Genomic DNA, 25237 nt, shown 5'->3' on the forward strand with positions numbered 1-25237 from the left:
CACCTTGCTCCTGTCTTCTTATTGATTACTGAGCCATTTTTACCGATATTGCCTCGCCCTTCATCTGTTTTTTCAACATTCTTTTTGTTCTGTCGACAACATCACCCACTAATTGCCCACAGGCGGCGTCAATATCATCGCCACGGGTTTTGCGAACCACCACAGTAAACCCATACTCCATCAGTACCTTGGCAAAGCGGTCGATACGGGAATTGCTCGAACAGGTATATGGCGAGCCCGGATAGGGGTTAAACGGGATGAGGTTAATTTTTGACGGCGTATCTTTCAGCACTTTCGCCAGTTGATGCGCCTGTTCGGTGCTGTCATTAATGTGTGACAACATAACGTATTCTACCGTCACTTTGCCCTGATTAGCGCGTGATTTATCGAGATAGCGACGTACGGCGGCCAGAAACGTTTCGATATTGTACTTTTTATTGATAGGCACAATCTCGTTACGCAGTTCATCGGTAGGCGCATGCAGTGAAATCGCCAGCGCCACATCAATCTCGTCACCCAGTTTGTCCAGGGCTGGGACTACCCCTGACGTACTCAGGGTTACCCGGCGCTTCGACAGGCCAAAGCCGTAATCATCCAGCATGATTTCCATTGCCGGCACCACGTGCTTCAGGTTAAGCAACGGCTCGCCCATTCCCATCATAACCACGTTAGTAATGGGTCGCTTGCCGGAGTCATTGGACAGCCCCAGGTGGGTAGCTACGCGCCAGACCTGGCCAATGATTTCGCTGACAGTGAGGTTGCGGTTAAAGCCCTGCTGGGCAGTAGAGCAGAATGTACACTCCAGCGCACAACCAACCTGAGAGGAAACACACAGGGTGGCGCGATCACCATCCGGGATCCATACCGTTTCTACTTCCTGACCACCTTCCAGTGCCAGCGCAAACTTAATTGTGCCGTCGCTCGCTTCCTGAAAATACGCAATCTCGGGCGCTTTGATTTCGCAGTGTTCAATCAAATTCGCACGCAGTTGTTTGTTGAGGTTGGTCATCTGCTCGAAGTCTGACACGCCATGATGGTAAATCCACTTCATCACCTGATCGGCCCGGAAAGGTTTTTCACCGATCTCTTTGAAGAAACTGCGAAGCCCTTCGCGATTGAGATTTAACAGATTTGTTTTTGCCATAATAAGGATGACCTGCCTGACTGAACGAAAATGAATTTACCCATGCCGTTACCGTCTCCGACGGCACAAGACTAAACCGCTTCCCTGGATATAGTGTTGCATGAAATGCACGGTATGCCATGTTTTCTCACTCTGCCGGGTTGAACCGCAACAGCAGCGACATTGAGAAACAGACTGTGTAAAAATTGGGCGCGAAGTGTACCACATCCGCTGTCATGACGAAAATACTGCAGCGGATAATAAAAAACCCAGCCAGTGCCGGGTTTTCGAATATTGCTTGCTGCGCAGGCAGCCTGCCAGTAACGATTAACGGGTACGCGGGCAGATTTCTTCTTCAGAGAAGAAGTACGCAATTTCACGTGCCGCTGACTCAGGCGCATCAGAGCCGTGAACCGCGTTTTCGTCGATTGACTCTGCATAATCAGAACGCAGAGTTCCCGCCGCGGCGTCAGCAGGATTCGTTGCGCCCATGATTTCACGGTTTTTCACAACCGCATTTTCACCTTCCAGTACCTGCACCATCACAGGGCCAGATGTCATGAAGTCAACCAGTGCACCAAAGAAAGGACGCTCTTTGTGCTCAGCGTAGAAACCTTCAGCCTGTTCTTTGCTCATGTGCAGCATTTTTGATGCAACGATGCGCAGACCAGCAGTTTCAAAGCGGTTGTAGATGGCGCCAATTACATTCTTGGCAACCGCGTCAGGCTTGATAATAGAAAAAGTACGCTCTAGCGCCATTTTTTCAGTCTCCATTAAAGGGTTTAAAATTTGGTCGCGAATTATAGGCAATAATCACCGGCTTGACCAGCGACGATTCCTGTTCTTTGTGAAGAGCGCGCCAGCCCTGGACTGACGCGGGATAATCAGGCCGCGCTGGCAGCCAGTTCGCGAATTTTGCCGACAATGGCGCGAAGGCCATTTCCACGGGTAGGGGTAATGTGACGTTCGAGATCAAGTTCGCTGAAGTAACCATCGATATCAAAAGCCAGGATCTCGTTTGCCGACTTATTGTTATAAGCCGCCATTACCAGGGCAAGCAGCCCCTGTACAATCACGGCATCACTGTCGACCTCAAAACGGAAGACGCCGTCTTGCTGATGAGGAAGCAACCAGACGTTGCTCTGACACCCCTTCACCAGCCTGTCAGGTGTGCGCGCCTCTTCAGGCAGCCCCGGTAAGTGTTTACCCAGATCGATGATGTACTGGTAGCGTTGTTCCCAGTCATCAAAAAACGCCAAATCGTCGATAATCTCTTCGGTAGCGGGCAGAGCCATTGTTCGTCCTGTCAGTCGCGTTAAAAAAATAAGCCGGCTTCAAGCTGGGCTTCTTCACTCATCATGTCCCTGGACCAGGGCGGGTCAAAGACCAGTTCCACATTGACGTGTTCGACAAACGGTACCATACCTATACGATACTCCACATCGCCCACCAGTACAGGTCCCATGCCGCAGCCCGGCGCCGTCAGCGTCATGTCAATAGACACGGTGTTGCTGTCCTGATCGATGCTGACACGGTAAATCAGCCCTAATGATACCAGGTTAATCGGTATCTCCGGGTCATACACCGTCTCCAGCGCATCCCAAACCTGCTGTTCGCTGATTGTACCGTCCTCGGGAGGCGTAAATGTCAGCTCAAGTGGCTTGCGCCCTATCGCGCCGGCATCTGTACCATCAATACGGTACATATTGCCACGCCAGGTGACCGTAAAATTGCCGCCTAAATCCTGGGTGATATTAACAAACTCACCTTCCGGAATGGTCACAGGGTTTCCGGCCGGTACCAGACGTGCCTTACAGTCACGCTCTGTGACAACCATCTTTTGTTTCATCAGTCTTCCGTATCAGCCGACGTTAAAGCTTTCGCCACAGCCGCACTCATCCACTACATTCGGGTTGTAGTACTTGATGACACCGTTCACGCCCTCCTGGACGTAATCAATCTCTGTGTTGCGCACCAGCTCCACCGCATCTGCAGCAACTGCCACCGTGAGAGCTGGCGTCACACTGATAATCTCGTCACCCTGCTCAGGCGCATCAGCAAAGTCCAGCACGTACGCATAACCGGTACAGCCACTGACTTTTGTAGACAAACGAATGACCTTATCAGGATGGTTTTTCAGTTTACCTTCAAAATGACGAATTGCACTGTCACTCAGGCTGATAATTTGTGTACTGGGAACAAAGGTTTCTACACTCATAATGCCTCCTCAGGCCAACATCATTTTCGCTTTCTTCAGCGCAGAAAACAGCACGTCGATCTCTTCGAGCGTATTATACACCGAGAACGAGGCGCGGGCCGTTCCGGGGATCCCAAGACGCTTCATCAGGGGCTGTGCGCAGTTATCGCCGGTACGAATTGCCACGCCCTGTTTGTCGAGGATAAAGCCGACATCGGCGGGGTGTGTCCCCTCAAGCAGAAAACTCATAACGCCCACTTTCTCAGGCGCCGTACCAATCAGGCGCAACCCGTCAAACTCACGTCCCAGTGTCATAGCGTAGGACAGCAACTTCTGTTCATGCGCCTGTATGGCCGGTATGTCCAGCGCACTGAACCAGTTAACTGCGGCCCCAAGGCCAATGGCTCCGGCAATGTTCGGTGTGCCGGCTTCCAGACGATTGGGCAACGCGCCCCAGGTTGCTTCATGGTAAGTCACATCAGCGATCATTTCGCCGCCAACCTGCCAGACCGGCCAGTCTTCAAGCACGGACTTACGTCCCCACAGCACGCCGATACCGGTTGGGCCGAATAACTTGTGTCCGGAAAAAGCATAGAAGTCACAGCCGATGTCCTGCACATTGACGCCACCATGGGCAATTCCCTGGGCGCCATCGATCAGAACCAGCGCACCACGGGCCTTCGCCTTTGCGGTCAGCTCGCGAACAGGATTGACCGTTCCCAGCGCGTTGGAGACATGCGGCATCGCGACCATTTTTGTGCTGTCAGTCAGCAGCGCATCAAAGGCCGCTACGTCCAGTTCACCGGAATCAAACACCGGCGCAATATTCAGTGTGGCTCCGGATCGCCGGCACGCCTGCTGCCACGTGATTAGGTTGGCATGGTGCTCAAGCTCGGTCACCAGTACCTCATCACCTGGCTTAAGCAGTTGCCCCAGACCATTGGCAACCAGGTTTATTGCCTCGGTTGTACCACTGGTCCAGATGACTTCTTCGCGATGCGTGGCACCAACAAATGCGGCAACGCTGTCACGCGCCTGTTCATAACGACGTGTGGCTTCATCCGACAACGTGTGGGCACCACGGTGAACATTCGCATTACACTGGGTATAAAAATCGACCAGTGCATCAATGACCACCTGGGGCTTTTGCGTTGTTGCAGCGTTATCCAGATAGACCAGTGGTTTACCGTCAACGGTACGCTTCAGGATCGGAAACTGTTCGCGCAGCGCGGCTACGTCCAGGCTCATTTGACCTCCATGCTGACAAACCGCTCACTCAGCAGCGGCAGCAACCAGTCGCGCAGCGCCTCGTTTGGCATCGCGTTAACCAGCTCCTGAATAAAGCCGAAATTCAGCATCACCAGCGCTCTGGAACGGCTGATACCACGCGACAACAGGTAGTACAGCGACGCTTCGTCAATCTCAGCCACGGTAGCGCCATGCGCACACTGCACATCGTCGGCATATATTTCCAGTTCCGGCTTGGTATTGACCATTGAACGACGGGATAGCAACAGGTTACGGTTATTCAGCTCAGCCAGCGTTTTCTGGGCATCACGATGAATATGAATACGGCCGTTAAACACGGCGCGGGCACGCTCACCGATAATGCCTCGGGCATTTTCTTCGGTTGTCCCGTTAGGCACCGCATGCTCAATGGTGGAGTGCAGATCGAACAGTTCCCCCTCGGCCAGCAGATAAATCGCATTCATCTTCGCGTTGGCATGCTCGCCGGCATGCACAATATCCACATCAAGGCGCGACAGTTCACTGCCATAGCCTACCAGCGTGCTGTTTAGTTTCGCTTCGGTGTCCAGACGGAAATGGCTGCCACCAACCTGCTTGGCACTGCCGGTAAACATCGAAAAGCGATAATGCTCCAGTCGCGCCGTCTCGCCGATAGCATATTCCGCAAAGGCTGTGGTAAAGCTGTCGCTTGTTCCTGTCCCGTGCTCAATAATCGTTGCGTCTGCACCGTTGCCAAGGTTCACCAGCACCCGCGTATGCGCATCAGCCTGCCCTGCCGCGATATTAACGATACGGATTGGGGTCGTCACCTTCGTGCCGTCAGCAACGTCAATAAAGACGCCGTCCCGGGTCAGCACATCATTAACCAGCCCGAACAGGTGGCGCTGAGGCTTAACGCTGGCAAACAGCGCTTTGATGTTGTCCTGCTGTGTCGCATCGGCGGCATCAAGCGCAGTAATCTGTACGCCTTCTGGTAGTGTCATTGACGTCAGGTCAGTAACCAGTTTGCCGTCGACGAACACAATATCCAGCGCGTTAAGACCGTCAATCGCTGGCGCGCTCTCGCTTTTAGCACCAGTCGCTTCTGACATATCGCGGTTTTCGATGGCTGTCAGCGGCGTGAAACGCCAGGTTTCCTGTTTACGGCCGGGCCAGCCCTCGGCTTTTAACTGGATCAGGGCCTGTTGACGAACCGGAGCGAGATAATCGTTTACCGACGTCGCCGCGTCAATGACCTTGTCTAGCCATTGACTCATGCTTCCGCCTCCTCGAACGCCTTACCCAAAAAGGCATAGCCTTCTTTTTCAACCTGCAGCGCCAGTGACGCATCACCGCTTTTCACAATTTCGCCGTTGGCCAGAATATGCACAAAGTCAGGCTTGATATAGTCAAGCAGGCGCTGATAGTGGGTCACCACGATAAAACTGCGCTCACCGTCACGCTGACTGTTCACACCGTCAGCCACAACCTGCAGGGCGTCAACGTCCAGCCCAGAGTCTGACTCGTCGAGAATGCACAACTTTGGCTCAAGCAGAATCATCTGCATGATTTCATTGCGCTTTTTCTCACCGCCAGAAAACCCTTCGTTGACACCACGTTTGAGGAAATCAAGAGGAAGCTGTACCTGCTTGCACGCTTCCTTGGCTTTCTTCAGGAAGTCTGCCGCAGACAGCGGCTCTTCACCACGCTGTTCACGAATGGCATTCACAGACTCTTTCATAAATTCCATGTTGCTGACGCCAGGAATTTCCACGGGATACTGAAACGCCAGGAACAGACCGTTACCGGCACGCTCCTCAACTTCCATTTCCAGCAGATCTTTATCATCCAGCGTTACGCTGCCATCGGTCACTTCATAACCTTCCCGACCCGACAGCACATAGCCCAGGGTACTTTTGCCGGCGCCGTTCGGGCCCATGATAGCGTGAACTTCACCTGGATTAATTTCCAGGTTCAGCCCTTTAAGGATGGCTTTTTCTTCCACGCTGGCATGTAAATTTTTAATCTTAAGCATTGTTACCCCACTGAACCTTCAAGACTGATTTCGAGCAGTTTGCCGGCTTCCACCGCAAACTCCATCGGTAATTCTTTAAACACTTCCTTACAGAAGCCATTTACGATCATTGATACTGCTTTTTCAGGATCGAGCCCGCGCTGCTGACATAAGAACAGCTGGTCGTCACTGACTTTTGAGGTTGTCGCCTCATGCTCCACAATGGCCGTCGGATTACGGCTCTCAATATACGGGAACGTATGCGCACCGCACTGATCGCCAATGAGAAGCGAATCACATTCGGTAAAGTTGCGTGCGCCATCGGCTTTCGGGCCCATTTGTACCAGACCACGGTACGCGTTATTACTCTTACCGGCAGATATGCCTTTGGAAATAATGGTTGAGCGGGTGTTTTTACCCAGGTGAATCATCTTAGTACCGGTATCGGCCTGCTGACGACCACGGGTCAGTGCCACAGAGTAGAACTCACCAACGCTGTTATCACCTTTCAGCACACAACTTGGGTACTTCCAGGTTACCGCAGACCCTGTTTCGACCTGGGTCCAGGAAATCTTCGCGTTGGTATGGCATACACCGCGTTTGGTCACAAAGTTGTAGATCCCGCCCTTGCCATCTTCATCGCCGGGGTACCAGTTCTGGACCGTTGAATACTTGATTTTCGCGTTATCCATGGCCACCAGCTCGACCACGGCGGCGTGCAGCTGGTTTTCATCCCGCTGCGGTGCAGTACACCCTTCAAGGTAGCTTACGTAACTGCCTTCATCTGCGACAATCAGAGTACGCTCGAACTGCCCGGTGTTCATTTCATTGATGCGGAAGTAGGTAGACAGTTCCATTGGACAGCGCACGCCTTTTGGAATGTAAACAAACGAACCATCAGTAAACACAGCGCTGTTCAGCGCTGCAAAATAATTGTCGGTACGCGGCACAACAGAGCCAATGTACTTCTTAACCAGATCCGGGTATTTGTGCACGGCCTCAGAGATGGGGCAGAATATCACGCCGGCTTCTTCCAGCTTTTCGCGGAAGGTGGTGACCACCGAGACAGAGTCAAATACCGCATCGACTGCGACCCCAGCCAGCATTTCCTGTTCGTGCAGAGGAATACCCAGCTTTTCATAGGTGCGCAGCAGTTCAGGATCGACCTCATCGAGCGACTTCGGTTTGTCCTTCATGCTTTTTGGCGCGGAATAATAAGAAATGGCCTGGTAATCGATTTTAGGATAATCGACATGCGCCCAGTCCGGCTCTTCCATTTTCAGCCACGCGTTATAGGCCTTAAGACGCCACTCAAGCATCCACTCTGGTTCGCCCTTCATTTCTGAAATACGTCGAATAACGGACTCGTCCAGGCCTGCTTCAAAAGTCTCCGACTCGATTTCAGAATAAAAACCGGCCTCGTACTTCCTTTCTAACGCCTGATCGATCTGTTCACTCATGTTGGGATCTCACTTGTTTGCCTGCATGTGCTGATGCTACCTGCCGGGCCATCACGGTCTTGCCCGGTCAGTATGACCGGCAGGCACTCTGTGAGGCCGGTCACCATCAGCGAAGAAACTTTCCTAATTTTATAATACCTGACTAATTCACTCAAGAATTAGCCGGCTGAATGCGTACATGGGAAAACGTCATAACGGGTACCGCTTACGGGTCCGCAGCGCGCGCGGATCATGCCCGAAAGCCGTCGCCGTTGCAACGCAAAGCCGGCCGTAACCGCCTTATGCCCTACGCCTGACGTAAACGGGTCACCACATTCGCGACCTTTTCAATCACATAGTCAATGTCGGATGACTGGGTAAAACGGCCAACGCTAAATCTTAACCCCGCGTGGGCCAGCGCATCACTTCTGCCAATCGCCTTAAGTACATACGAAGGTTCCAGGCTTGCGGATGTACAGGCTGAACCCGATGACACCGCAATGTCATTCAGCCCCATCATCAGGCTTTCGCCATCCACGCCCTCAAAACTGATATTGGCAATGCCCGCCACACGCTGTGTCGGATGGCCGTTGAGAAACACGCCCGGCAGTGTACTGATGCCTTCCCACAGACGACGTCGTAACGCCTCGAGACGCGCCGCTTCCGCCACCTGTTCACGCTCGGCAATCGCACAGGCTTCGCCCAGACCCACAATCTGATGGGTCGGCAGTGTGCCGGAGCGCATGCCCCGTTCATGACCACCGCCATGCATCTGTGCAACCAGGTGTATCTTCGGTCGCCGGCGCACATACAGTGCACCGATGCCCTTTGGTCCATACAGCTTATGTGCCGATAACGACAGCATGTCGACCGGCAAAACCGATAAATCAATCGGCAGTTTGCCGGTACTCTGCGCAGCATCAACGTGGAAAAGTACGTCATGCTCGCGGCACAGTGCGCCGATGCCCTCAATGTCCTGGATAACGCCCAGCTCATTATTAACATGCATGACGCTCACCAGAATGGTGTCATCGCGCAGTGCCTCACGCACCTGCTCGACGTTTATCAGTCCGTTCTCGTCAACAGCGAGGTACGTGATCTCATAGCCCCGCTGGCTAAGCGCTGCACAGGTGTCGAGTACCGCTTTGTGCTCGGTATTCACGGTAATAATGTGTTTGCCTTTGGCGCCGTAGCCTTCAGCCACGCCTTTAATGGCCAGATTATTGGCTTCCGTGGCCCCTGAGGTGAAAACAATCTCACGCGGGTCCGCCTGCAACAGGTCTGCCACCTGATTGCGCGCAATATCTACCGCTTCCTCTGCCATCCAGCCGTAACGGTAACTGCGTGATGCAGGATTACCGAAATTGCCGTCCATGGTCAGGCAGGCAGTCAGGGCGCTGGCGACACGCGGGTCAACCGGCGTCGTCGCAGCGTAATCCAGATAAATTGGCTTTTGTGGTGCTTGCATGGTCATTTACAACTGAATACTGACTTCAATATCACTGTTTCGGGTCTGGCACTTATCCTGCCGCCCTGCCACCTCTTTCACATCGCGTTTCGCCATCAGTTCGCCCAACGTGATGTCATCCAGGAAATGGCTGATACGATCGCTCAGGTCCTGCCACAGGCTGTGGGTAAGACAGCGTTCTCCGCCCTGGCAGTCTGACTGGCCCTGACACCGTGTCGCATCCACCGACTCATCTACAGCACGGATAACTTCGCCGACCGCAATATCACAGGCATCGCGGCCAAGACGGTAACCGCCACCCGGCCCACGCACGCTGTCGACCAGTTTTTCTTTTCTTAAACGGGAAAACAGTTGCTCAAGGTACGACAGCGAAATTTCCTGTCGCTCTGAAATATCGGCCAGTGGCACAGGTCCACGGGTTGAGTGCAGCGCTACGTCAAGCATCGCCGTCACCGCATAGCGTCCTTTAGAGGTGAGTTTCATTGTGGCCCCCTTTAAAAAGTGGGGGAATTTTTCCATAACCTACTAAATTGGTCAAGTATTTAACCCTATTGTTTGGTCAGGTATTCAGCCGGCGTTGCAGCGCCTCTGTAGCACAGGCCAACGTGGCAATACCCCATCAATACAGGTAGTGTAGGCTAAAAGCCCGAAGATAGTCCGGTACGTCTATGATGCGATACAGCCTGTGCGTTGCCCTCCTGGTATTTTCTGTTTTCTGTGTTGCGGATGACACGACACGTGTCCGCGCCCGCGAACTCGGCATTACGCCCGGGATCCTGCCACCAGGCCCGCTCAATGCGATAACCGATGTCAGCAACGTAAAAGTCGGTCAGGTGACGCTGCACGAGGGAAAATCGCTGCATACCGGCGTCACGGCGATTATTCCTGCAGACGGTAACCTCAGAAAAAACAAAGTTCCCGCCGCTATTTATGTGGCCAATGGTTATGGCAAGCTGGCAGGGCTCAGTCAGGTCAGAGAATTAGGTGAACTGGAAACCCCTATTGTCCTGACCAACACACTGAATGTTGCAGAAGGGATCGCCGGTGTTGTCACCTGGACACTGGCACAACCTGGTAACGAAGACATTGTCTCGGTTAACGCGGTGGTCGGCGAAACCAATGATGCCCGGCTTAATGACATCCGGGCCCGCAGCGTCACCATTAAACATGTCACAGACGCTATTGCCCTTGCTCAGTCCGGTCCGGTTGCCGAAGGTAATGTGGGGGCCGGAGCTGGCACGGTCGCGTTTATGTGGAAAGGTGGCATCGGCACCTCATCGCGCGTTCTGCCGCACTCACTCGGCAGCTGGACAGTAGGCGTACTGGTACAGGCAAACTTTGGTGGCGTGCTGACCATAGATGGCGTGCGTATCGGCGAGGCGCTTGGTCAGTACTATCTGAAAGATGAGGTAACCGGACCTGCAGCTGACGGCTCCATCATGATTGTGGTCGCAACCGATGCCCCGTTGTCGTCGCGTAATCTGGAGCGACTGGCAAAACGCGCGATAGTCGGACTGGCCAGAACCGGAGCGACAGTAAGTAACGGATCAGGTGATTACGTGATTGCGTTCAGCAATCACCCGCAGGTACGGCGTGATGCAAACGCACCAACGCTGGACACCCGCGTGCTGAAAAACAGTGACATGTCGCCACTGTTTCAGGCAGTGGCGGAAGCCACCGAAGAGGCAATCTACAATGCCCTGCTGATGGCAGAAGATGTTGATGGTCACACCCGTTCGGTTAAGGCGCTACCCATTGATGAGTTACAGACACTACTTGATGTCAGAAAAAACGAGGAGTAATTACAGCATCATCAAAGAGATGCGGCCGTCTCGGGAGACCGGCCTGTGACCGTGTCTCTATGCCAGCACGACTTTGTTGCGGCCACTGTTTTTTGCTGTATAAAGCGCCTGATCTGCTTTATTGATTAATGACGCTAAACTGTCTGTACCCGTATTGTCTGCCAGGCCAATGCTCGCCGTAAACGACAGTGTATTTCCGTCATGATGAACATTGAACAATGCTATTTGCTCCCTGATTCGCTCTGCCAGTTGCAAGGCATCCTCTGTGGTTATATCGGCAAGACACACGACAAATTCCTCGCCTCCAAGGCGACAGCATACATCAGAGCTTCTGACCAGTGACACGAGCAGGTCGGCAAATTTTTCCAGCACCACGTCACCGGCTTCGTGCCCATAGGTATCATTGATTGACTTAAAGAAATCAATATCAATTGCCATAAGGTGTAGCGTAGTATTCGGTCCGGCATTGCCTGAAAAAAAGTTTTCTACCTTTTTCGACATTCCCCGACGATTGAACAAGCGGGTTAAGGGATCGGTGAAGGCCATTTCCGTCATGTTTTGTTTCTCGTCGACCAGCATTTGTGTAACCAGGCCCATTCCAACGAGCGAGAACGACACCGCCTGAATAAAAAACGTAGTGTGGACAACATGCGCGACGCTGGTTTGAAAAAAAAGCCAGTAAAGCTGATAAATGCCGCTCAGCAAACCCAATAAACACGCAAGAAAAAGTAGCAAACTTCCAATATTGTTTGTGGCTCGCCACCTTTTAAAAATACTGAACACGGCAAGAGGCATTAACACCACCGTGACAGCCCCTTCGATAAGAACCTGAGAGACAATGGAATCTGCAAAAAATGCGAGCACAACGAACAGTGCCGAGACACTCCAGATTGTCCGGTTAAACCGGAAAATGGAACAGTTATTGAGAATCGCAATGGCCAGTGCGGCGAGCGTAATACAATATAAAATTACCGATATGGCGAAACTGGTGGGTATCACCTGCCTGACTACTGCCCAGGCAGCCAGCCAGGCAAGTACACTGGTAAAAAAATAAAGCAGAAAGTAACGAAGGGAAGAGGTACGGCTATCACTGGCAGCCAGATGCTGAACGACGAAGACTGATGCGGTGATGGAACTCAATAAAAGGATAAAGAAACCATCAACAAATCCTGAAACAAAATGTAGGTTTTCCACGCTTGCTCCCGCAACATCGCAACTTAAAGAGTATATGCTAAGGCGGGCAGCAACTCATTATCCTAGAGCCCGCTAACGCGTTAACTCTCATTTAGATTTGTGGGTCAAACGCATCCTGCGCTTCTTTTGAGCCGGCCGGTGCGACCGGATCGATGCCGGTATCGGCAAAGTCTTCTGCTGACAGGCTGTGCAGGCTCTCGCTGCAGACATTCCCGCCAAGTGACTGAATGACCTTACACATTTCTTCCACTTTGGTGTCCATCAGCGCCATATGCTCAAGCATAATGCCCATGGCGTTTGCCACCGGATCAGGGTTATCTTCTGCCACCGCATAGGCGTCAAATCCATATTTTCTGGCAATGTGTGCACGTTTATCCTGGTTCTCGCTCACGGCTTTCTGCCCCAGCACAACCCGGCCGGGAATGCCTACCACCGTGGCGCCTGCAGGAGCATCTTTTACCACCACCGAATTAGAGCCGATTTTGGCCCCCTCACCGATGGTAATAGGACCGAGCACTTTGGCACCTGCGCCAATCACGACGTTATTTTCCAGCGTTGGGTGGCGTTTTCCTGCTTTCCAGCTGGTACCACCGAGCGTGACACCGTGATATAGCGTTACGTCATCACCAACGACCGCGGTTTCACCAATCACCACGCCCATACCATGATCAATGAAAAAGCGGCGCCCGAGCGTTGCACCGGGATGAATTTCAACACCGGTCAGCCAGCGGCTGAAGGTGGATAAACTGCGCGCCAGCCATTTAAACCCGCGTTTCCAGAGCCGGTGACTTATCCGGTGCAGCCAGATGGCATGCAGCCCCGGGTAGTTTGTCAGCACCTCAAAAGTATTCCGCGCCGCCGGATCACGGTGGAATACGCCATTAATGTCTTCTTTTATTCGTGAAAACATCGCTATCTCTTCGCTGATTTCTCGACAGAAGCCAGGATCCCTCGCAGAATGTTCAGCTCCAGTGATTCTGGCCGTGCCCGGTTAAACAGGCGGCGCAGCTTGTTCATTACCTGACCGGGATGGTTTGGCACAATAAACCCGGTCGTCCATAGCGTTCTCTCAAGGTGTTCATAGAAACGCTCAAGATCTTCATGAAGCGGGTATTCGTTCACTGCCTCACGGGGCTCCGACGGTTTATAGGCGGTTTTAGCGAGGTACGCCATTCGAATTTCGTAAGCAAAGATCTGCACCGCCTGCGACAGGTTCAGGCTGCCGTACTCCTCACTGGTCGGGATCGCGACATTAAAGTGACACTGTTCCAGCTCTTCGTTGCTCAGGCCGTTATTCTCACGACCGAATACCAGCGCTACCGGATATTGCGTTACTTCCTCAACCAGTTTATGGCCACATTCTCTTGGTTCCAGTGTAGACCAGGCGCTGTCACGCGTGCGCATGGTGGTACCCACTACCAGTCCGCAATCTGAAATCGCGTCTTTTAAGGTTGGAACGATTTTGGCACCGGCAAGTACATCTCCTGCCCCCGCAGCCAGTGCGCTTGCCTTGCCATCAGGTTCGCTGACCGGATCCACCAGATACAGGTTGCTCAGCCCCATGGTTTTCATGGCCCGGGCCGTCGAACCAATATTGCCGGTATGTGACGTGTTCACCAGCACTATGCGAATATTCTCAAGCATCGTTTCCACTGCATCTGTCGTTTAAAAAGGGCGCGAAGTGTAACACAATAGCAGTATAGATGGCTATCTTTGGCACAAGGACAGAGATAAAACAGAGGATGCAGGGGCACGCCGTGACCCCATCCATGGCGGGTCATGGAGGTTTGCTCCTGCCTTTTCATCTGAATTAGTCACTCCATTATAAAAAATGTGATTGATTGGCTCTGCTGCTTGCCGGTAACGTAACCGTGTTCTTCCTCTAATCAATAAAGCGATGATTCAAATGCATAAAGCTCTCCCCCGGATTACGTTGTTCTGGGCACTCTCACTACTGACAATATGTTCACTTATCACTACCGTTAAGGCCGCAACGGCGCCCTTTGGCGAACCAGAAAAAGAAATGATGGTAGAGGTTGAAGGCGGCAAAGTATATGTGCGGCTAAATGGCCTGGCGCACAACGACAAAGCGCCTGTGATTTTTATACATGGTGGGCCGGGCGGCACACACAATTACTTTGCCGGCATGCTGCCCCTTGCCAATGCGCGCACCGTGATCATGTACGATCAGCTCGACAGTGGTAAATCGGAGCAGCCAAACGATCCGAAAAACTGGCGGGTGGCACGGTTTGTCGCGTCGCTCGAAACGATCCGCAAGGCGGTAGGCGCACAGCGCTGGCATGTGGTTGGGCATAGCTGGGGGTCTGCACTGGCGCTGGAATACACTGCCCGCTACCCTGACCGCGTCGTGTCGACGGTACTTGGCGGCACGTTCATCTCGGCACCGCAATGGGTCATGGATGCCAACATTCTGGTTAAGCAGGCGCCAGCAGCGGTGCAGCAAACGCTGATGCAGTGTGAATCCGAAACTCCGCCTGCGGATGATGTCTGTGAAAAGGCCTATATCACGCTGTATTCTCAGCACTATGAACGCCCGGCAAAATCTGAAGCACGCAAAGCCTATGATAAGCGCATGGGCGGTAATGGCTTCAATCCGGTTATCTATACCTCCATGTGGGGACCCAGTGAATTTTCCTCTACCGGCATTCTTAAAACCTACGACGCCACTGCATTGTTAAAGCAAATCAATCCCGGAACCACGCTGTTTATGATTGGCCAGTATGATTCGGCCCGCATTGACACCGTACAAAATTATCTCACGCTGACGCCGGGCGCCGAACTGGCAGTCATCCCTGGTGCCAGTCATGGACTGTACTCAGACCGGCCGGTTGCCGTAGAAGGGGTGTTACGGGGCTGGCTGGCACGACATGACAGGTAGACAACGCTGCGACGTATCGCAGTGTTTTTCCATTGCATCGCAGGTTAATTCTGCTACACTTCGCGCGTTTTGAATTCCGGCCAGTGCCGGAACATGATCTTTTACAATTGGTGGGGTTATCTGATGCATCCGATGCTAAACATTGCGGTGCGCGCTGCGCGCGTGGCCGGTACAATCATTGTTCGTGGTTTTGAAAACCGTGGCGATCTGACAACATCGAGCAAAGGCGCAAACGACTTTGTCACACAAATCGATATGGAAGCTGAAAAAGCCATTATCCATAAGATCCAGCAATCTTACCCCACCCATACCTTCCTTGGTGAAGAAGGCGGCGAAGTTGGCGGTGAAGACACTGACTTCCAGTGGATCATCGACCCGCTCGATGGCACAACCAACTTCATTAAGGGAATTCCACATTTCGCTGTATCCATCGCACTTCGTGTAAAAGGCCGCCTTGAGCTTGGCCTGGTGTTTGATCCTATCCGTGGCGAACTGTTTACTGCGACGCGTGGTCAGGGTGCACAGCTCAATGGATATCGGATCCGGGCGTCAAAGCCTCGTGATCTGACGCAAACCATTCTGGCAACCGGCCTGCCATTCAAAGACAAAACACAATTCAGCAGTTACGCATTGTCACTCAACAAAATTTTCCACGAGTGTGGTGATATCCGCCGTGCCGGCTCGGCCGCACTGGATCTGGCGTATGTTGCTGCCGGTCGCCACGATGGTTACTGGGAACGCGGTGTCAAAGCCTGGGATATCGCCGCCGGTGAACTGCTGGTACGTGAAGCAGGCGGCCTGGTTACCGACTTTAAAGGCAGTAACGACCCTCTGTTTAAAGGCGAAATTGTCGCGGGCAGTGCCAAGGTCGTTCAGGGGCTGGTTAAACACCTGAAGTAAGCCGGATAAAAACAAAAAAGCCGCACAGATGTGCGGCTTTTTTTATCCCTGAGGGTTTTATGGCATGGGGTCTAAATCTGCCCCTTCCTTTTCCACCTGTGGCGGCATCAGATCTTCTTTACTGATACCCAGTGCCAGCGCCACTGAGCTGGCAATGTAGATAGACGAATAGGTTCCTACCACAACACCAAACAGCAATGCCGTAGCAAAGCCATGAATAAGCGCACCGCCCTTGTAGAACAGTGCAACCAGCACCAGAATGGTGGTCAGTGAAGTAATAATGGTACGGTTCAGTGTCTGTGTCAGTGACGTGTTCACAATCTCAACCGGTTCACCCTTACGGATTTTACGGAAGTTTTCGCGAATACGGTCAGACACAACGATGGTGTCGTTCAGTGAATAACCGATAACCGCCAGCACGGCCGCCAGAACGGTCAGGTCAAATTCCAGTTGCAGGAACGAGAACAGACCCAGCGTCAGGATCACGTCATGCACCAGTGCAGATACCGAACCCAGCGCAAAGCGCCACTCAAACCGCATCGCCACATAAACCAGAATACAGATCAGCGCGACCAGCATGGCCAGGCCACCCTGTTCAGTGAGCTCTTCACCCACATTCGGGCCCACAAACTCAATACGGCGCATCTCAACACCGGTACCGTCACTGCGCAGGGCGGAAAGCACCTGTTCACCAATGGTTGCGGCCTTTACGCCATCACGCGGTGCAATACGAATTAACACATCCTGACTGCTGCCGAAGTTCTGCACAATCGCATCTTCAAAATCGGCTGCATTAAGCTGCGCACGGATTTGCTCCAGGTTAGCCGCATCCTCGTAGCCCACTTCAATCAGCGTACCGCCGGTGAAGTCCAGCCCCCAGTTCAGCGAATTCATAACCAGCGAACCGATAGACGCAAAAATCAGCAACGTCGACAGTACCAGCGCAGGAATGCGCAGACGCATGAAGTTGATATCATCTGATAACTTTAATAATTGCATGCGCTACTCCTTAAATCGCCAGTTTATTCAAACGTTTACCACCCCAAATCGCATTTACGATCACACGGGTAACCAGAATGGCGGTAAACATTGACGTGGCTATACCAATCATCAGCGTGATAGAGAAGCCTTTAATTGGCCCCGTTCCCACTGCAAACAGAATCAGGCCTGCGATGAAAGTTGTGATGTTGGCATCAAGAATGGTGGAAAATGCACTGTCGTAGCCATGATGAATCGCCTGTTGCGGACTGCGTCCGTCACGAAGCTCTTCACGGATCCGCTCGTAAATCAGTACATTGGCGTCTACGGCCATCCCCACGGTCAGAACGATACCTGCCATACCAGGCAGCGTCAGTGTTGCTCCCGGAATCATAGACATGATGCCGACGATCATAATGAGGTTAGTGGCCAGCGCGATGTTTGCCACAAAGCCAAACGCTTTGTAGTACACCAGCATAAACACCAGCACCGCAATCAGACCATAAATGATGGCCTGCATACCCAGTTCGATGTTTTCTTTACCCAGGCTTGGACCAACAGTCCGCTCCTCAACAATCTGGATAGGCGCAATCAGCGCACCCGCGCGCAGTAGCAGTGCAAGGTCGCGGGCTTCTTTTGGCGAGTCCAGGCCAGTGATCTGGAACTTGCTGCCTAACTGAGCCCGAATGGTCGCGACATTAATGACTTCCTGGCTTTTCTCGAAAATCAGTTTACCGTTGGCATTACGCTCGCCGGTAGAGTTGTATTCGATAAAGACCGTGGCCATTGGCTTGCCGATGTTGCCTCGCGTGGCACGCGACATTTTGCTGCCGCCTTCGGAGTCGAGTGAAATATTGACATTTGGCAGGCCATATTCATCCACACCCGCCGAGGCATCAACAATGTGACTGCCGGTCAGCATCACGCGCTTTTCAAGCAACTGTGGGATACCCTGCTGGTCTTCAATAACCATCGAGCCCGGTGGCACACGTCCATCGAGCGCATCACGAATATCGTTAGCCTGGTCAACCATACGGAATTCCAGGGTTGCCGTCGCATTCAGAATTTCTTTCGCGCGTGCGGTGTCCTGAATACCCGGAAGCTGGACCACAATACGGTCAGCACCCTGTTTCTGAACAACCGGCTCAGCCACACCCAGCTGGTTCACCCGGTTACGGATAATCGTGATGTTCTGCTTAACCGCATTATCACGAATTTCCTGCAGCTTGGATTCGGCAAAAGCCGCACGCAGTACCAGATCATCCACCTGATTAAATGTCAGGTCACGGAACTGGTTGCGCAGGAAAAACTCTGCACTTTCCAGGGTCTCTTCATCACGGAACGTGATATCGACATAGTTTTCGCGCTGATCGACCGTGCGATAGCGCAGATTCTCTTCACGTAATGACGTACGGAAACTGCTTTCCGCGTCCTGCAGGGACTTTTCCATGACTTCGGTCATGTCCACTTCCATCAGGAAGTGCACACCACCACGCAGGTCCAGTCCCAGTTTCATCGGCGTGCCGCCCAGCTCTTCAAGCCAGTCCGGGGTATCCGGTGCCAGGTTCATGGCAACGTAGTAATCACCTGCCAGCGCCTGCTCCAATGTCTCGCGCGCAATCAGCTGTGCATCAGCATCATTGACCCGCACCAGGATCTGGTCGTTGGCAAACTCGATGCGCTTTGGCGTGATATTCTTTTCAGCCAGCGCCTGCTCAACGTCAGCCACCATCGATTCGGTGACCTGCGCATCGCGCCCGGCAGAAATCTGTATAGCGTGGTCTTCCCCATAAATATTGGGAAGCGCATACAACGCGCACATGCCAACGATGAAAATCACCGTCAGCACTTTCCAGATAGAATTCTTATTTAACACAATACAATCCTTTTTACCGGCGCCCGATACGGGTGCCGGTATGTCAGCGAATTACAGCGACTTCATTGTGCCCTTAGGCAGTACAGCTGTGACAGAGTTCTTCTGAACAACGATGTTGTTGCTGTCATTCAGCGCAATCTCAATGAAATCCTTTTCTTCAGACACTTTGGTGATACGTCCTACCAGACCGCCCTGAGTCAGAACCTCATCACCTTTGCTCAGTGACGACACCAGCGCTTTGTGCTCTTTTACACGCTTCGCCTGAGGGCGATACAGCAGGAAGTAAAAGATAAGGCCGAAAACGGCCAGCATGATCAGCATTTCCATGCCGCCGCCCTGCTGAGCGCCGCTGGTTTGTGCATAAGCGTTAGAAATAAATAAACTCATAATATTCCCCAGTTTTCTCGTTGTTATCGTGCCGGAACCGGCATCCCTTTTTGTTCATAAAATGTGGCGACGAACTCATCCAGCGTATTTTCCGCAATAGCGTCCCGCAGCCCCTGCATAACCCGCTGGTAATAGCGCAGGTTATGGATGGTATTTAGTCTTGCCCCCAGGATCTCATTACATTTATCCAGGTGATGCAGATACGAACGTGAATAGTTCTGACAGGTGTAACAGTCACAGCTTTCGTCCAGTGGCGATGTATCGTTACGATGTTTCGCGTTACGAATTTTAATCACCCCCTCGGTGACGAACAGATGCCCGTTACGCGCATTGCGGGTAGGCATCACGCAGTCAAACATATCAACACCGCGACGCACTGCCTCAACGATGTCTTCCGGCTTACCTACCCCCATCAGATAACGCGGTTTGTTCGCCGGGATCTTCGGCGCAGTATGTTCAATGATGCGGATCATGTCCTCTTTCGGCTCGCCGACGGACAGGCCGCCAATGGCATAGCCGTCAAACCCAATCTCTTCAAGACCGGCCAGCGAGATATCCCGCAATGCCTCATACATACCGCCCTGAATAATACCAAACAGCGCAGCAGGGTTGTCGCCGTGTGCTTCTTTGCTGCGTTTTGCCCAGCGCAGAGACATTTCCATCGACAGCCTTGCCTCCTGCTCCGTGGCTGGGAACGGCGTGCACTCGTCAAATATCATCACAATGTCAGAGCCCAGATCGCGCTGCACTTCCATCGACCTTTCCGGTGTCAGCAGGATCTTCTCACCATTAATAGGCGAGCGGAACGTCACACCCTCTTCAGTAATTTTGCGCAGATCGCCCAGACTGAATACCTGAAAGCCACCCGAATCAGTGAGAATAGGCTTATCCCAGTGCATAAAGTCATGCAGATCGCCATGCTGGCGGATAATGCTGGTACCCGGACGCAGCATCAGGTGAAAGGTATTGCCCAGGCAAATATGTGCGCCGCTGTCTTTCAGCTCTTCCGGCGTCATGCCTTTAACGGTACCGTAAGTACCTACCGGCATAAATGCGGGGGTCTCAACCACACCCCGCTCAAACACGAGGCGCCCGCGTCTGGCATCCCCGTCGGTATGTAACAACTCAAATTGCATTCACTGCATCCTGTCTCTTCAGCCCGCAGGCTGAAACCTTATTCAAACTGGCGGCGATTATACCAGCATTATCACTGAGATCATGCCCTCTCATCGCGAGATCCCCAACTACCAGCGACGGTCCGCTTCGGAATCAGGAGAGAAATCAAATAGCGAACACGCCGTTAACCCATCCGTGGGGGCTCGACTGCCGCATCCTTGCGGCAGACGGTTCGTTATCTGATTTCTCTCCTGCTCCCTCGCCAAGCCGCACCTGATATTGTAAATCGATGTAAGTGCAACTCCTTACAGCACATGCCGTACATTCATCCATGGGGCTCGGCTACCGAATACCTGCGACAAACGGTTCGTTATTCGACGCCACTCTCCAGCTTCCCCACCAAGCCGCACCTGACATTGCAAATCGGTGCATGAGTGTCACTGGGGCGAGTTTGGCAGAGCGGGGCCTCCACCTGCGACCCTCCGCAGCATGGATGCTGCGGCGGAGTCCCCAGGGATGGGTTCACGACGCGTCGTTGGTGGGGGGCCCCGCTCTGGCGAATTCGCGCCGCTGCTAATTCCCTACTCCGCTTTTTCAATAAACATGCTGTCGCCGTAGCTGAAGAAACGGTATTCGTTTTCTATCGCCTGCTGATAGGCATTCATCACGTTATCCCTGCCGGCAAAAGCGCTAATCAGCATCATCAGTGTCGATTCCGGCAGGTGGAAGTTGGTAAACATGGCGTCTACGACTTTAAAATTAAAGCCCGGGTAGATAAAAATATCGGTGTCGGCGTAAAACGGCATGATCAGTTTTCCGGTAGCTTCAGCCGCCACTGCCGCAGACTCCAGAGAACGTACCGAGGTGGTACCAACCGCAATTACCCGCTTACCCGCCGCTTTCGTTTCGAGCACCGCATCCGCGACGCCCTGAGGAACTTCGGCATATTCTGCGTGCATCTTGTGTTCGGTAATATTATCAACCCGCACTGGCTGGAACGTTCCTGCGCCGACGTGCAGCGTAATAAACTCTACGCGCACGCCCTTTTCACGCAGCGCCTCCATGATCTTTTCATCAAAGTGCAGACCCGCTGTCGGTGCCGCAACCGCACCGGGCTTCTCATTGTAGACCGTCTGATAGCGTTCCTTATCGCTGTTTTCGTCCGGACGATCGATATACGGAGGCAACGGCATGTGCCCATACGTTTCGAGTAATTCCAGCACACTGCGCTCATTGTCAAAATGCAGTTCAAACAGGGCATCCTGTCTGCCCGTGACAGTCGCTACAACCGCGCCTTCCAGAATTAACCGGGTACCGGGTTTAGGTGCCTTACTGGCACGAACATGCGCCAGTGCATCATGATCACCCACCAGGCGTTCCACCAGCACTTCAACATTACCACCGGTTTCCTTTTTACCCAGCATACGTGCTGGTATGACCCGCGTGTTGTTGAAAATAAGTAAATCACCCGGCTCGACCAGTGACAGCATATCGCTGAACATATAGTGTCCGGTGTTACCGGTTTTACCGTCCAGATGCAAAAGACGACTTGCCGTGCGGTCTGGGGTTGGATATTTGGCAATCAGGTGCTCGGGTAAAGTAAAACTAAAATCTTCTCGTTTCATTCCGGACAGTGCTCTCTTCAGAAGACACAACGTATAAAAAAGAATACTTATATATCACCAGCTATACGCGTTGTGCTTAAAAATTCGTCGTTCCCAACCTCTTAATCGGTTAAGATCCGCCCCAGATGTGATGATGTTCTCCCAAACAATCATTCCTGTTGTGTGGTTGCCCGGTTATTAGCCGGGCTTTTTTTTGCCCGAATACCGCATGTAAGCTGCGAATACTCTGCAGACATCACGCCTGAAAGCGCGCGATAGTGTACCTGTGATCACAGGAAATTTCAGTATAAGAAAGGGTGCAAAACGGGGTTTTATGTGGTTTATTCCGACGATTTGTCGGTCGATGAATAACTTAAGATCTCAGCAATCAGTTCAGTTGACACTGGCCTCGCATTAATCACCAGCAAGATCTGCAGCAACAAATCTGCGCCCATAATGCCTTTATTCACTTTGTTACGCAGATTGTCCGCGCTCTGTTCCACCCCTTGCCTGGCCAGCCTCTCACTCAATTCCTGATATTTAATGCCACGGACAGACATCTCAGACTTAACCAGACGCTGTACTGCCAGTCTCCACTGTTCTTTTGCCCCCAAGTGGCACCCCTTTTGTGAATTATTTTTTACGAAAACACACTTTTTTACACATAAAGCGCATATATGTTATTGACGATTATGACATGCTTTGCCTACACTGCAAGCATCAATATTGGCGAGTCACGATGTAAACCGTTACAGTACCTGAGTTTACATCGCTTCAATCAAGGAGACTGGTATGAGTTGGGATTTGGATGGCATTGAATCCTTGTTAAGTCAACATGAGGACTTCGTGGTTACCCGCGAAGAGAACTGCCTGCTCATCGCGAATCAGGATGGTATTGATGCCTGGCTGGCGATCAGCGGTGAACAGATCCTGGTGGAAAGTTTGTTGTTCTCTGCCTCGCAGGTTACCGACAAAGCTGCGCTGGACCATGAAATTCTGTCTACCCACATGATTTTTCCACTGACCACAGTGGGGATTACTACGGTCGGGGAAGAAGAATATTACACTGCATTTGGTGCGCTCAGTGCACAGTCCAAAGCAGAGAGCATTGTTATTGAGGTAGAAACCCTGTTTCAGAATGTCGCGTCATTTCTTGACGCCTATGAAACCCACCTTAAGTAATACCGGCACTACAGGAGAAGCGTATGTCAGTCTGGAAAAAATTAATCACAGCCGTAAAAGGCGGCGCGACAGAAGCAGCCCAGTCGGTTGTTGACAGTCAGGCTATCCGTATCCTTGAACAGGAAATTCGTGAAGCCAAAGAAGAATTGCGAAAGTCAGATCATGCCCGCACGCAAATTCTGGCGAAATGCAAATTGTCCCAGCAGAAAATTGATGGCTTTAATGCGTCAATTGCAGAGTATGAAGCCCACGCCAGAAAAGCGGTTGATACTGACCGTCAGCTGGCGCTGGATTGCGCACAAAAAGTCGCAGATCTGAAAGAAGAGCGTGATCAGGAGCAAAGCTATCTTGACCAGTTCACGCAGTCAGAAAAGCAACTGGCACAAAACATTCAGCAGGCAAAAGCCAATCTACGCCGTCTGGAGCAACAGGTAGACATGGTAAAAGCGACGGAGAGCGTACAAAAAGCGCAGGTTGCGGTGTCTTCACGCCACACCGGCGCTAACAGTAAAATGAAGACCGCCACAGAATCGCTCAGCCGTATTCAGGAGAAACAAAAGCTGCGTAGTGCCGAACTGCAGGCGGCAGAAGAGCTGGCTGCGAGCGAAAGCAGCAGTGATCTTGAGAAACGGCTTGCAGAGGCAGGCATCAAGGGTGGAAAAACCTCCGCTGACGATGAACTGAGCCGGATCCTCGGTAAGTAAGTGCACACACGGTGGCCCCATGCGGGCCATCGTTTTTTATGACACCGGGAATGAACATCAGCCATGCCTCCGTGGATTAAAATCAAAAAACTCATGGTGCGGTATTTTGCCGAATCGCGCTGGTATACCATCGCAGGGGGAACCCTGTTCTACGGTGTCAGCAGCTGGGCTCTGCTGACACTGGCAAATGAGTCCGCACTGACCCAACGTACTGACTTTATTTACTGGCTCGCTGTTACGGCGTCTACCGTAGGCTATGGCGATTTGTCGCCGGTCACACCCACAGGCAAGCTGCTTGTGGCGTTTTATGTTATTCCGGTCGGCCTGACGCTGTTCGCGATGGTAATTGGACGCGTCGCAGCCTGGGTATCGGAACAATGGAAAAAGGGGCTGAGAGGCATGACAAGTTTACATGTGCAGCAGCACATTCTGGTCATCGGCTGGAATGAACACCGTACCATGCTGTTACTCGACTTATTGCGTAAAGAGCGGGACGCCATTCCCGGCAAACCGGACATCGTGTTGTGCGTAAAAGCCGACATCGAAAATCCGCTGCCAGGCCATATTGAATTCGTCAGGGTAGAATCCTTCAATAAAGACAGTGATATGGATCGCGCCTGCATCGCTACCGCGGCAACGATCCTTATCGACAATCCGCAGGATGATGTCACCATGACCACGGCCCTGTATTGCTCGAAGCGTAACCCCGACGCCCATAAAGTCGCTTACTTCACCGACGATTCCCTGGTGTCGCTGCTGCAGCAACACTGTCCGGAAGTGGAATGTACCCCGAGCGTGGCCGTTGAGATGCTGGCAAAAGCGGCATTTGACCCTGGTTCAAGTATGCTTCACCACGACCTGCTCAGCGTTGATGAGGGGCAGGCGCAGTTTTCAGCCACGCTGCCTGAGGACAGTCGTCCGCTGACGGTTGAAACCGTGTTTAGCGCACTCAAAAAACAGTATGACGCCATTTTTATCGGCTATGCTCCCGGCGGCTCATACAAAGACATGGTGGTCAATCCATCGCTGTCCACATTACTTAACCCGCGCGACCGTATTTTTTACATTGCGTCCCGCCGCATCGCCCATATTGACTGGGAAGCACTTGAAAAATAGCGGAGACAATC

26 protein-coding genes are annotated in these 25237 nt (G+C 52.4%); 6 read left to right on the forward strand and 20 right to left on the reverse strand.

The window, feature by feature from the left end; all coding sequences use genetic code 11:
* Positions 1–25 precede the first annotated feature (25 nt).
* From rlmN to iscR, 11 genes are all read right to left on the reverse strand, one after another.
* Complete coding sequence (rlmN, locus tag AB1N33_RS12325) at positions 26–1144, reverse strand: dual-specificity RNA methyltransferase RlmN (RefSeq protein WP_411271858.1); 1119 nt, start codon at positions 1142–1144, stop codon at positions 26–28.
* 306 nt (positions 1145–1450) lie between these two features.
* Positions 1451–1882, reverse strand: coding sequence for a nucleoside-diphosphate kinase (gene ndk, locus AB1N33_RS12330; protein WP_411271859.1), 432 nt, complete (start codon positions 1880–1882; stop codon positions 1451–1453).
* A 125-nt stretch (positions 1883–2007) separates the two neighbouring features.
* Positions 2008–2418: a SufE family protein gene (locus AB1N33_RS12335; RefSeq protein ID WP_411271860.1), complete on the reverse strand. Its 411-nt coding sequence runs from the start codon at positions 2416–2418 to the stop codon at positions 2008–2010.
* 20 nt (positions 2419–2438) lie between these two features.
* Positions 2439–2972 carry a putative Fe-S cluster assembly protein SufT gene (gene sufT, locus AB1N33_RS12340; protein WP_411271861.1) on the reverse strand — a complete coding sequence of 178 codons (534 nt, stop codon included), beginning with the start codon at positions 2970–2972 and terminating at the stop codon, positions 2439–2441.
* A 12-nt stretch (positions 2973–2984) separates the two neighbouring features.
* Positions 2985–3341, reverse strand: a complete 357-nt coding sequence (locus tag AB1N33_RS12345; RefSeq protein ID WP_411271862.1) for a HesB/IscA family protein — start codon at positions 3339–3341, stop codon at positions 2985–2987.
* Positions 3342–3350: 9 nt separating this feature from the next.
* A complete protein-coding gene (locus AB1N33_RS12350; RefSeq protein WP_411271863.1) occupies positions 3351–4568 on the reverse strand; it encodes an aminotransferase class V-fold PLP-dependent enzyme in 1218 nt (405 codons plus the stop codon).
* Entirely contained in the window at positions 4565–5824 is a 1260-nt protein-coding gene (gene sufD / locus AB1N33_RS12355; RefSeq protein WP_411271864.1) for a Fe-S cluster assembly protein SufD, read from the reverse strand. Before sufD ends, AB1N33_RS12350 begins: the two co-directional genes overlap by 4 nt.
* Positions 5821–6573, reverse strand: coding sequence for a Fe-S cluster assembly ATPase SufC (gene sufC, locus AB1N33_RS12360; protein WP_411271933.1), 753 nt, complete (start codon positions 6571–6573; stop codon positions 5821–5823). The genes sufD and sufC overlap by 4 nt, the downstream gene beginning before the upstream one ends.
* An 11-nt stretch (positions 6574–6584) precedes the next feature.
* Positions 6585–8021: a Fe-S cluster assembly protein SufB gene (sufB, locus tag AB1N33_RS12365; protein ID WP_411271865.1), complete on the reverse strand. Its 1437-nt coding sequence runs from the start codon at positions 8019–8021 to the stop codon at positions 6585–6587.
* A gap of 286 nt (positions 8022–8307) precedes the next feature.
* Positions 8308–9468: an IscS subfamily cysteine desulfurase gene (locus tag AB1N33_RS12370; RefSeq protein ID WP_411271866.1), complete on the reverse strand. Its 1161-nt coding sequence runs from the start codon at positions 9466–9468 to the stop codon at positions 8308–8310.
* 6 nt (positions 9469–9474) lie between these two features.
* On the reverse strand, positions 9475–9951 hold the full coding sequence (iscR, locus tag AB1N33_RS12375; protein ID WP_411271867.1) for a Fe-S cluster assembly transcriptional regulator IscR: 477 nt from the start codon (positions 9949–9951) through the stop codon (positions 9475–9477).
* Between the two features lie 185 nt (positions 9952–10136).
* On the opposite strand from iscR, the gene AB1N33_RS12380 reads away from it, so the two are divergent.
* Positions 10137–11270, forward strand: a complete 1134-nt coding sequence (locus AB1N33_RS12380; RefSeq protein ID WP_411271868.1) for a DmpA family aminopeptidase — start codon at positions 10137–10139, stop codon at positions 11268–11270.
* Positions 11271–11327: 57 nt separating this feature from the next.
* Here the strand turns inward: AB1N33_RS12380 and AB1N33_RS12385 are convergent, their stop codons facing one another.
* The 3 genes from AB1N33_RS12385 to trmJ all read right to left on the reverse strand — a co-directional run bounded on the left by AB1N33_RS12385 (position 11328) and on the right by trmJ (position 14108).
* Positions 11328–12464: a GGDEF domain-containing protein gene (locus AB1N33_RS12385; RefSeq protein WP_411271869.1), complete on the reverse strand. Its 1137-nt coding sequence runs from the start codon at positions 12462–12464 to the stop codon at positions 11328–11330.
* 91 nt (positions 12465–12555) lie between these two features.
* The gene (gene cysE / locus AB1N33_RS12390; protein WP_411271870.1) at positions 12556–13374 is read right to left on the reverse strand and encodes a serine O-acetyltransferase; all 819 of its coding nucleotides are present in this window, start codon (positions 13372–13374) and stop codon (positions 12556–12558) included.
* A gap of 2 nt (positions 13375–13376) precedes the next feature.
* Complete coding sequence (trmJ, locus tag AB1N33_RS12395) at positions 13377–14108, reverse strand: tRNA (cytosine(32)/uridine(32)-2'-O)-methyltransferase TrmJ (RefSeq protein WP_411271934.1); 732 nt, start codon at positions 14106–14108, stop codon at positions 13377–13379.
* Positions 14109–14370: 262 nt separating this feature from the next.
* Between trmJ and AB1N33_RS12400 the strand changes: the two genes are divergently transcribed.
* A complete protein-coding gene (locus tag AB1N33_RS12400) occupies positions 14371–15363 on the forward strand; it encodes a proline iminopeptidase-family hydrolase (RefSeq protein ID WP_411271871.1) in 993 nt (330 codons plus the stop codon).
* 123 nt (positions 15364–15486) lie between these two features.
* A complete protein-coding gene (suhB, locus tag AB1N33_RS12405; protein WP_411271935.1) occupies positions 15487–16263 on the forward strand; it encodes an inositol-1-monophosphatase in 777 nt (258 codons plus the stop codon).
* Between the two features lie 57 nt (positions 16264–16320).
* Here the strand turns inward: suhB and secF are convergent, their stop codons facing one another.
* The 6 genes from secF to AB1N33_RS12435 all read right to left on the reverse strand — a co-directional run bounded on the left by secF (position 16321) and on the right by AB1N33_RS12435 (position 22838).
* Entirely contained in the window at positions 16321–17262 is a 942-nt protein-coding gene (secF, locus tag AB1N33_RS12410; RefSeq protein WP_411271872.1) for a protein translocase subunit SecF, read from the reverse strand.
* A 10-nt stretch (positions 17263–17272) separates the two neighbouring features.
* Positions 17273–19117: a protein translocase subunit SecD gene (gene secD, locus AB1N33_RS12415; RefSeq protein WP_411271873.1), complete on the reverse strand. Its 1845-nt coding sequence runs from the start codon at positions 19115–19117 to the stop codon at positions 17273–17275.
* A 51-nt stretch (positions 19118–19168) separates the two neighbouring features.
* Positions 19169–19504 carry a preprotein translocase subunit YajC gene (gene yajC, locus AB1N33_RS12420; protein ID WP_411271874.1) on the reverse strand — a complete coding sequence of 112 codons (336 nt, stop codon included), beginning with the start codon at positions 19502–19504 and terminating at the stop codon, positions 19169–19171.
* Positions 19505–19527: 23 nt separating this feature from the next.
* Entirely contained in the window at positions 19528–20640 is a 1113-nt protein-coding gene (gene tgt, locus AB1N33_RS12425; protein WP_411271875.1) for a tRNA guanosine(34) transglycosylase Tgt, read from the reverse strand.
* A gap of 561 nt (positions 20641–21201) precedes the next feature.
* Positions 21202–22245 (reverse strand): tRNA preQ1(34) S-adenosylmethionine ribosyltransferase-isomerase QueA, encoded by a 1044-nt coding sequence (gene queA, locus AB1N33_RS12430; protein WP_411271876.1) that lies wholly within the window; start codon positions 22243–22245, stop codon positions 21202–21204.
* Between the two features lie 320 nt (positions 22246–22565).
* Complete coding sequence (locus AB1N33_RS12435; protein ID WP_411271877.1) at positions 22566–22838, reverse strand: DUF6471 domain-containing protein; 273 nt, start codon at positions 22836–22838, stop codon at positions 22566–22568.
* A 178-nt stretch (positions 22839–23016) separates the two neighbouring features.
* Between AB1N33_RS12435 and AB1N33_RS12440 the strand changes: the two genes are divergently transcribed.
* From AB1N33_RS12440 to AB1N33_RS12450, 3 genes are all read left to right on the forward strand, one after another.
* Positions 23017–23406, forward strand: a complete 390-nt coding sequence (locus AB1N33_RS12440) for a DUF2170 family protein (protein ID WP_411271878.1) — start codon at positions 23017–23019, stop codon at positions 23404–23406.
* A gap of 23 nt (positions 23407–23429) precedes the next feature.
* Positions 23430–24110 (forward strand): PspA/IM30 family protein, encoded by a 681-nt coding sequence (locus tag AB1N33_RS12445; RefSeq protein ID WP_411271879.1) that lies wholly within the window; start codon positions 23430–23432, stop codon positions 24108–24110.
* A gap of 63 nt (positions 24111–24173) precedes the next feature.
* On the forward strand, positions 24174–25226 hold the full coding sequence (locus tag AB1N33_RS12450; protein WP_411271880.1) for a potassium channel family protein: 1053 nt from the start codon (positions 24174–24176) through the stop codon (positions 25224–25226).
* Positions 25227–25237: the final 11 nt, after the last annotated feature.

It is taken from the genome of Alteromonas nitratireducens (assembly GCF_040812025.1).
Lineage (GTDB): Bacteria > Pseudomonadota > Gammaproteobacteria > Enterobacterales > Alteromonadaceae > Alteromonas > Alteromonas nitratireducens.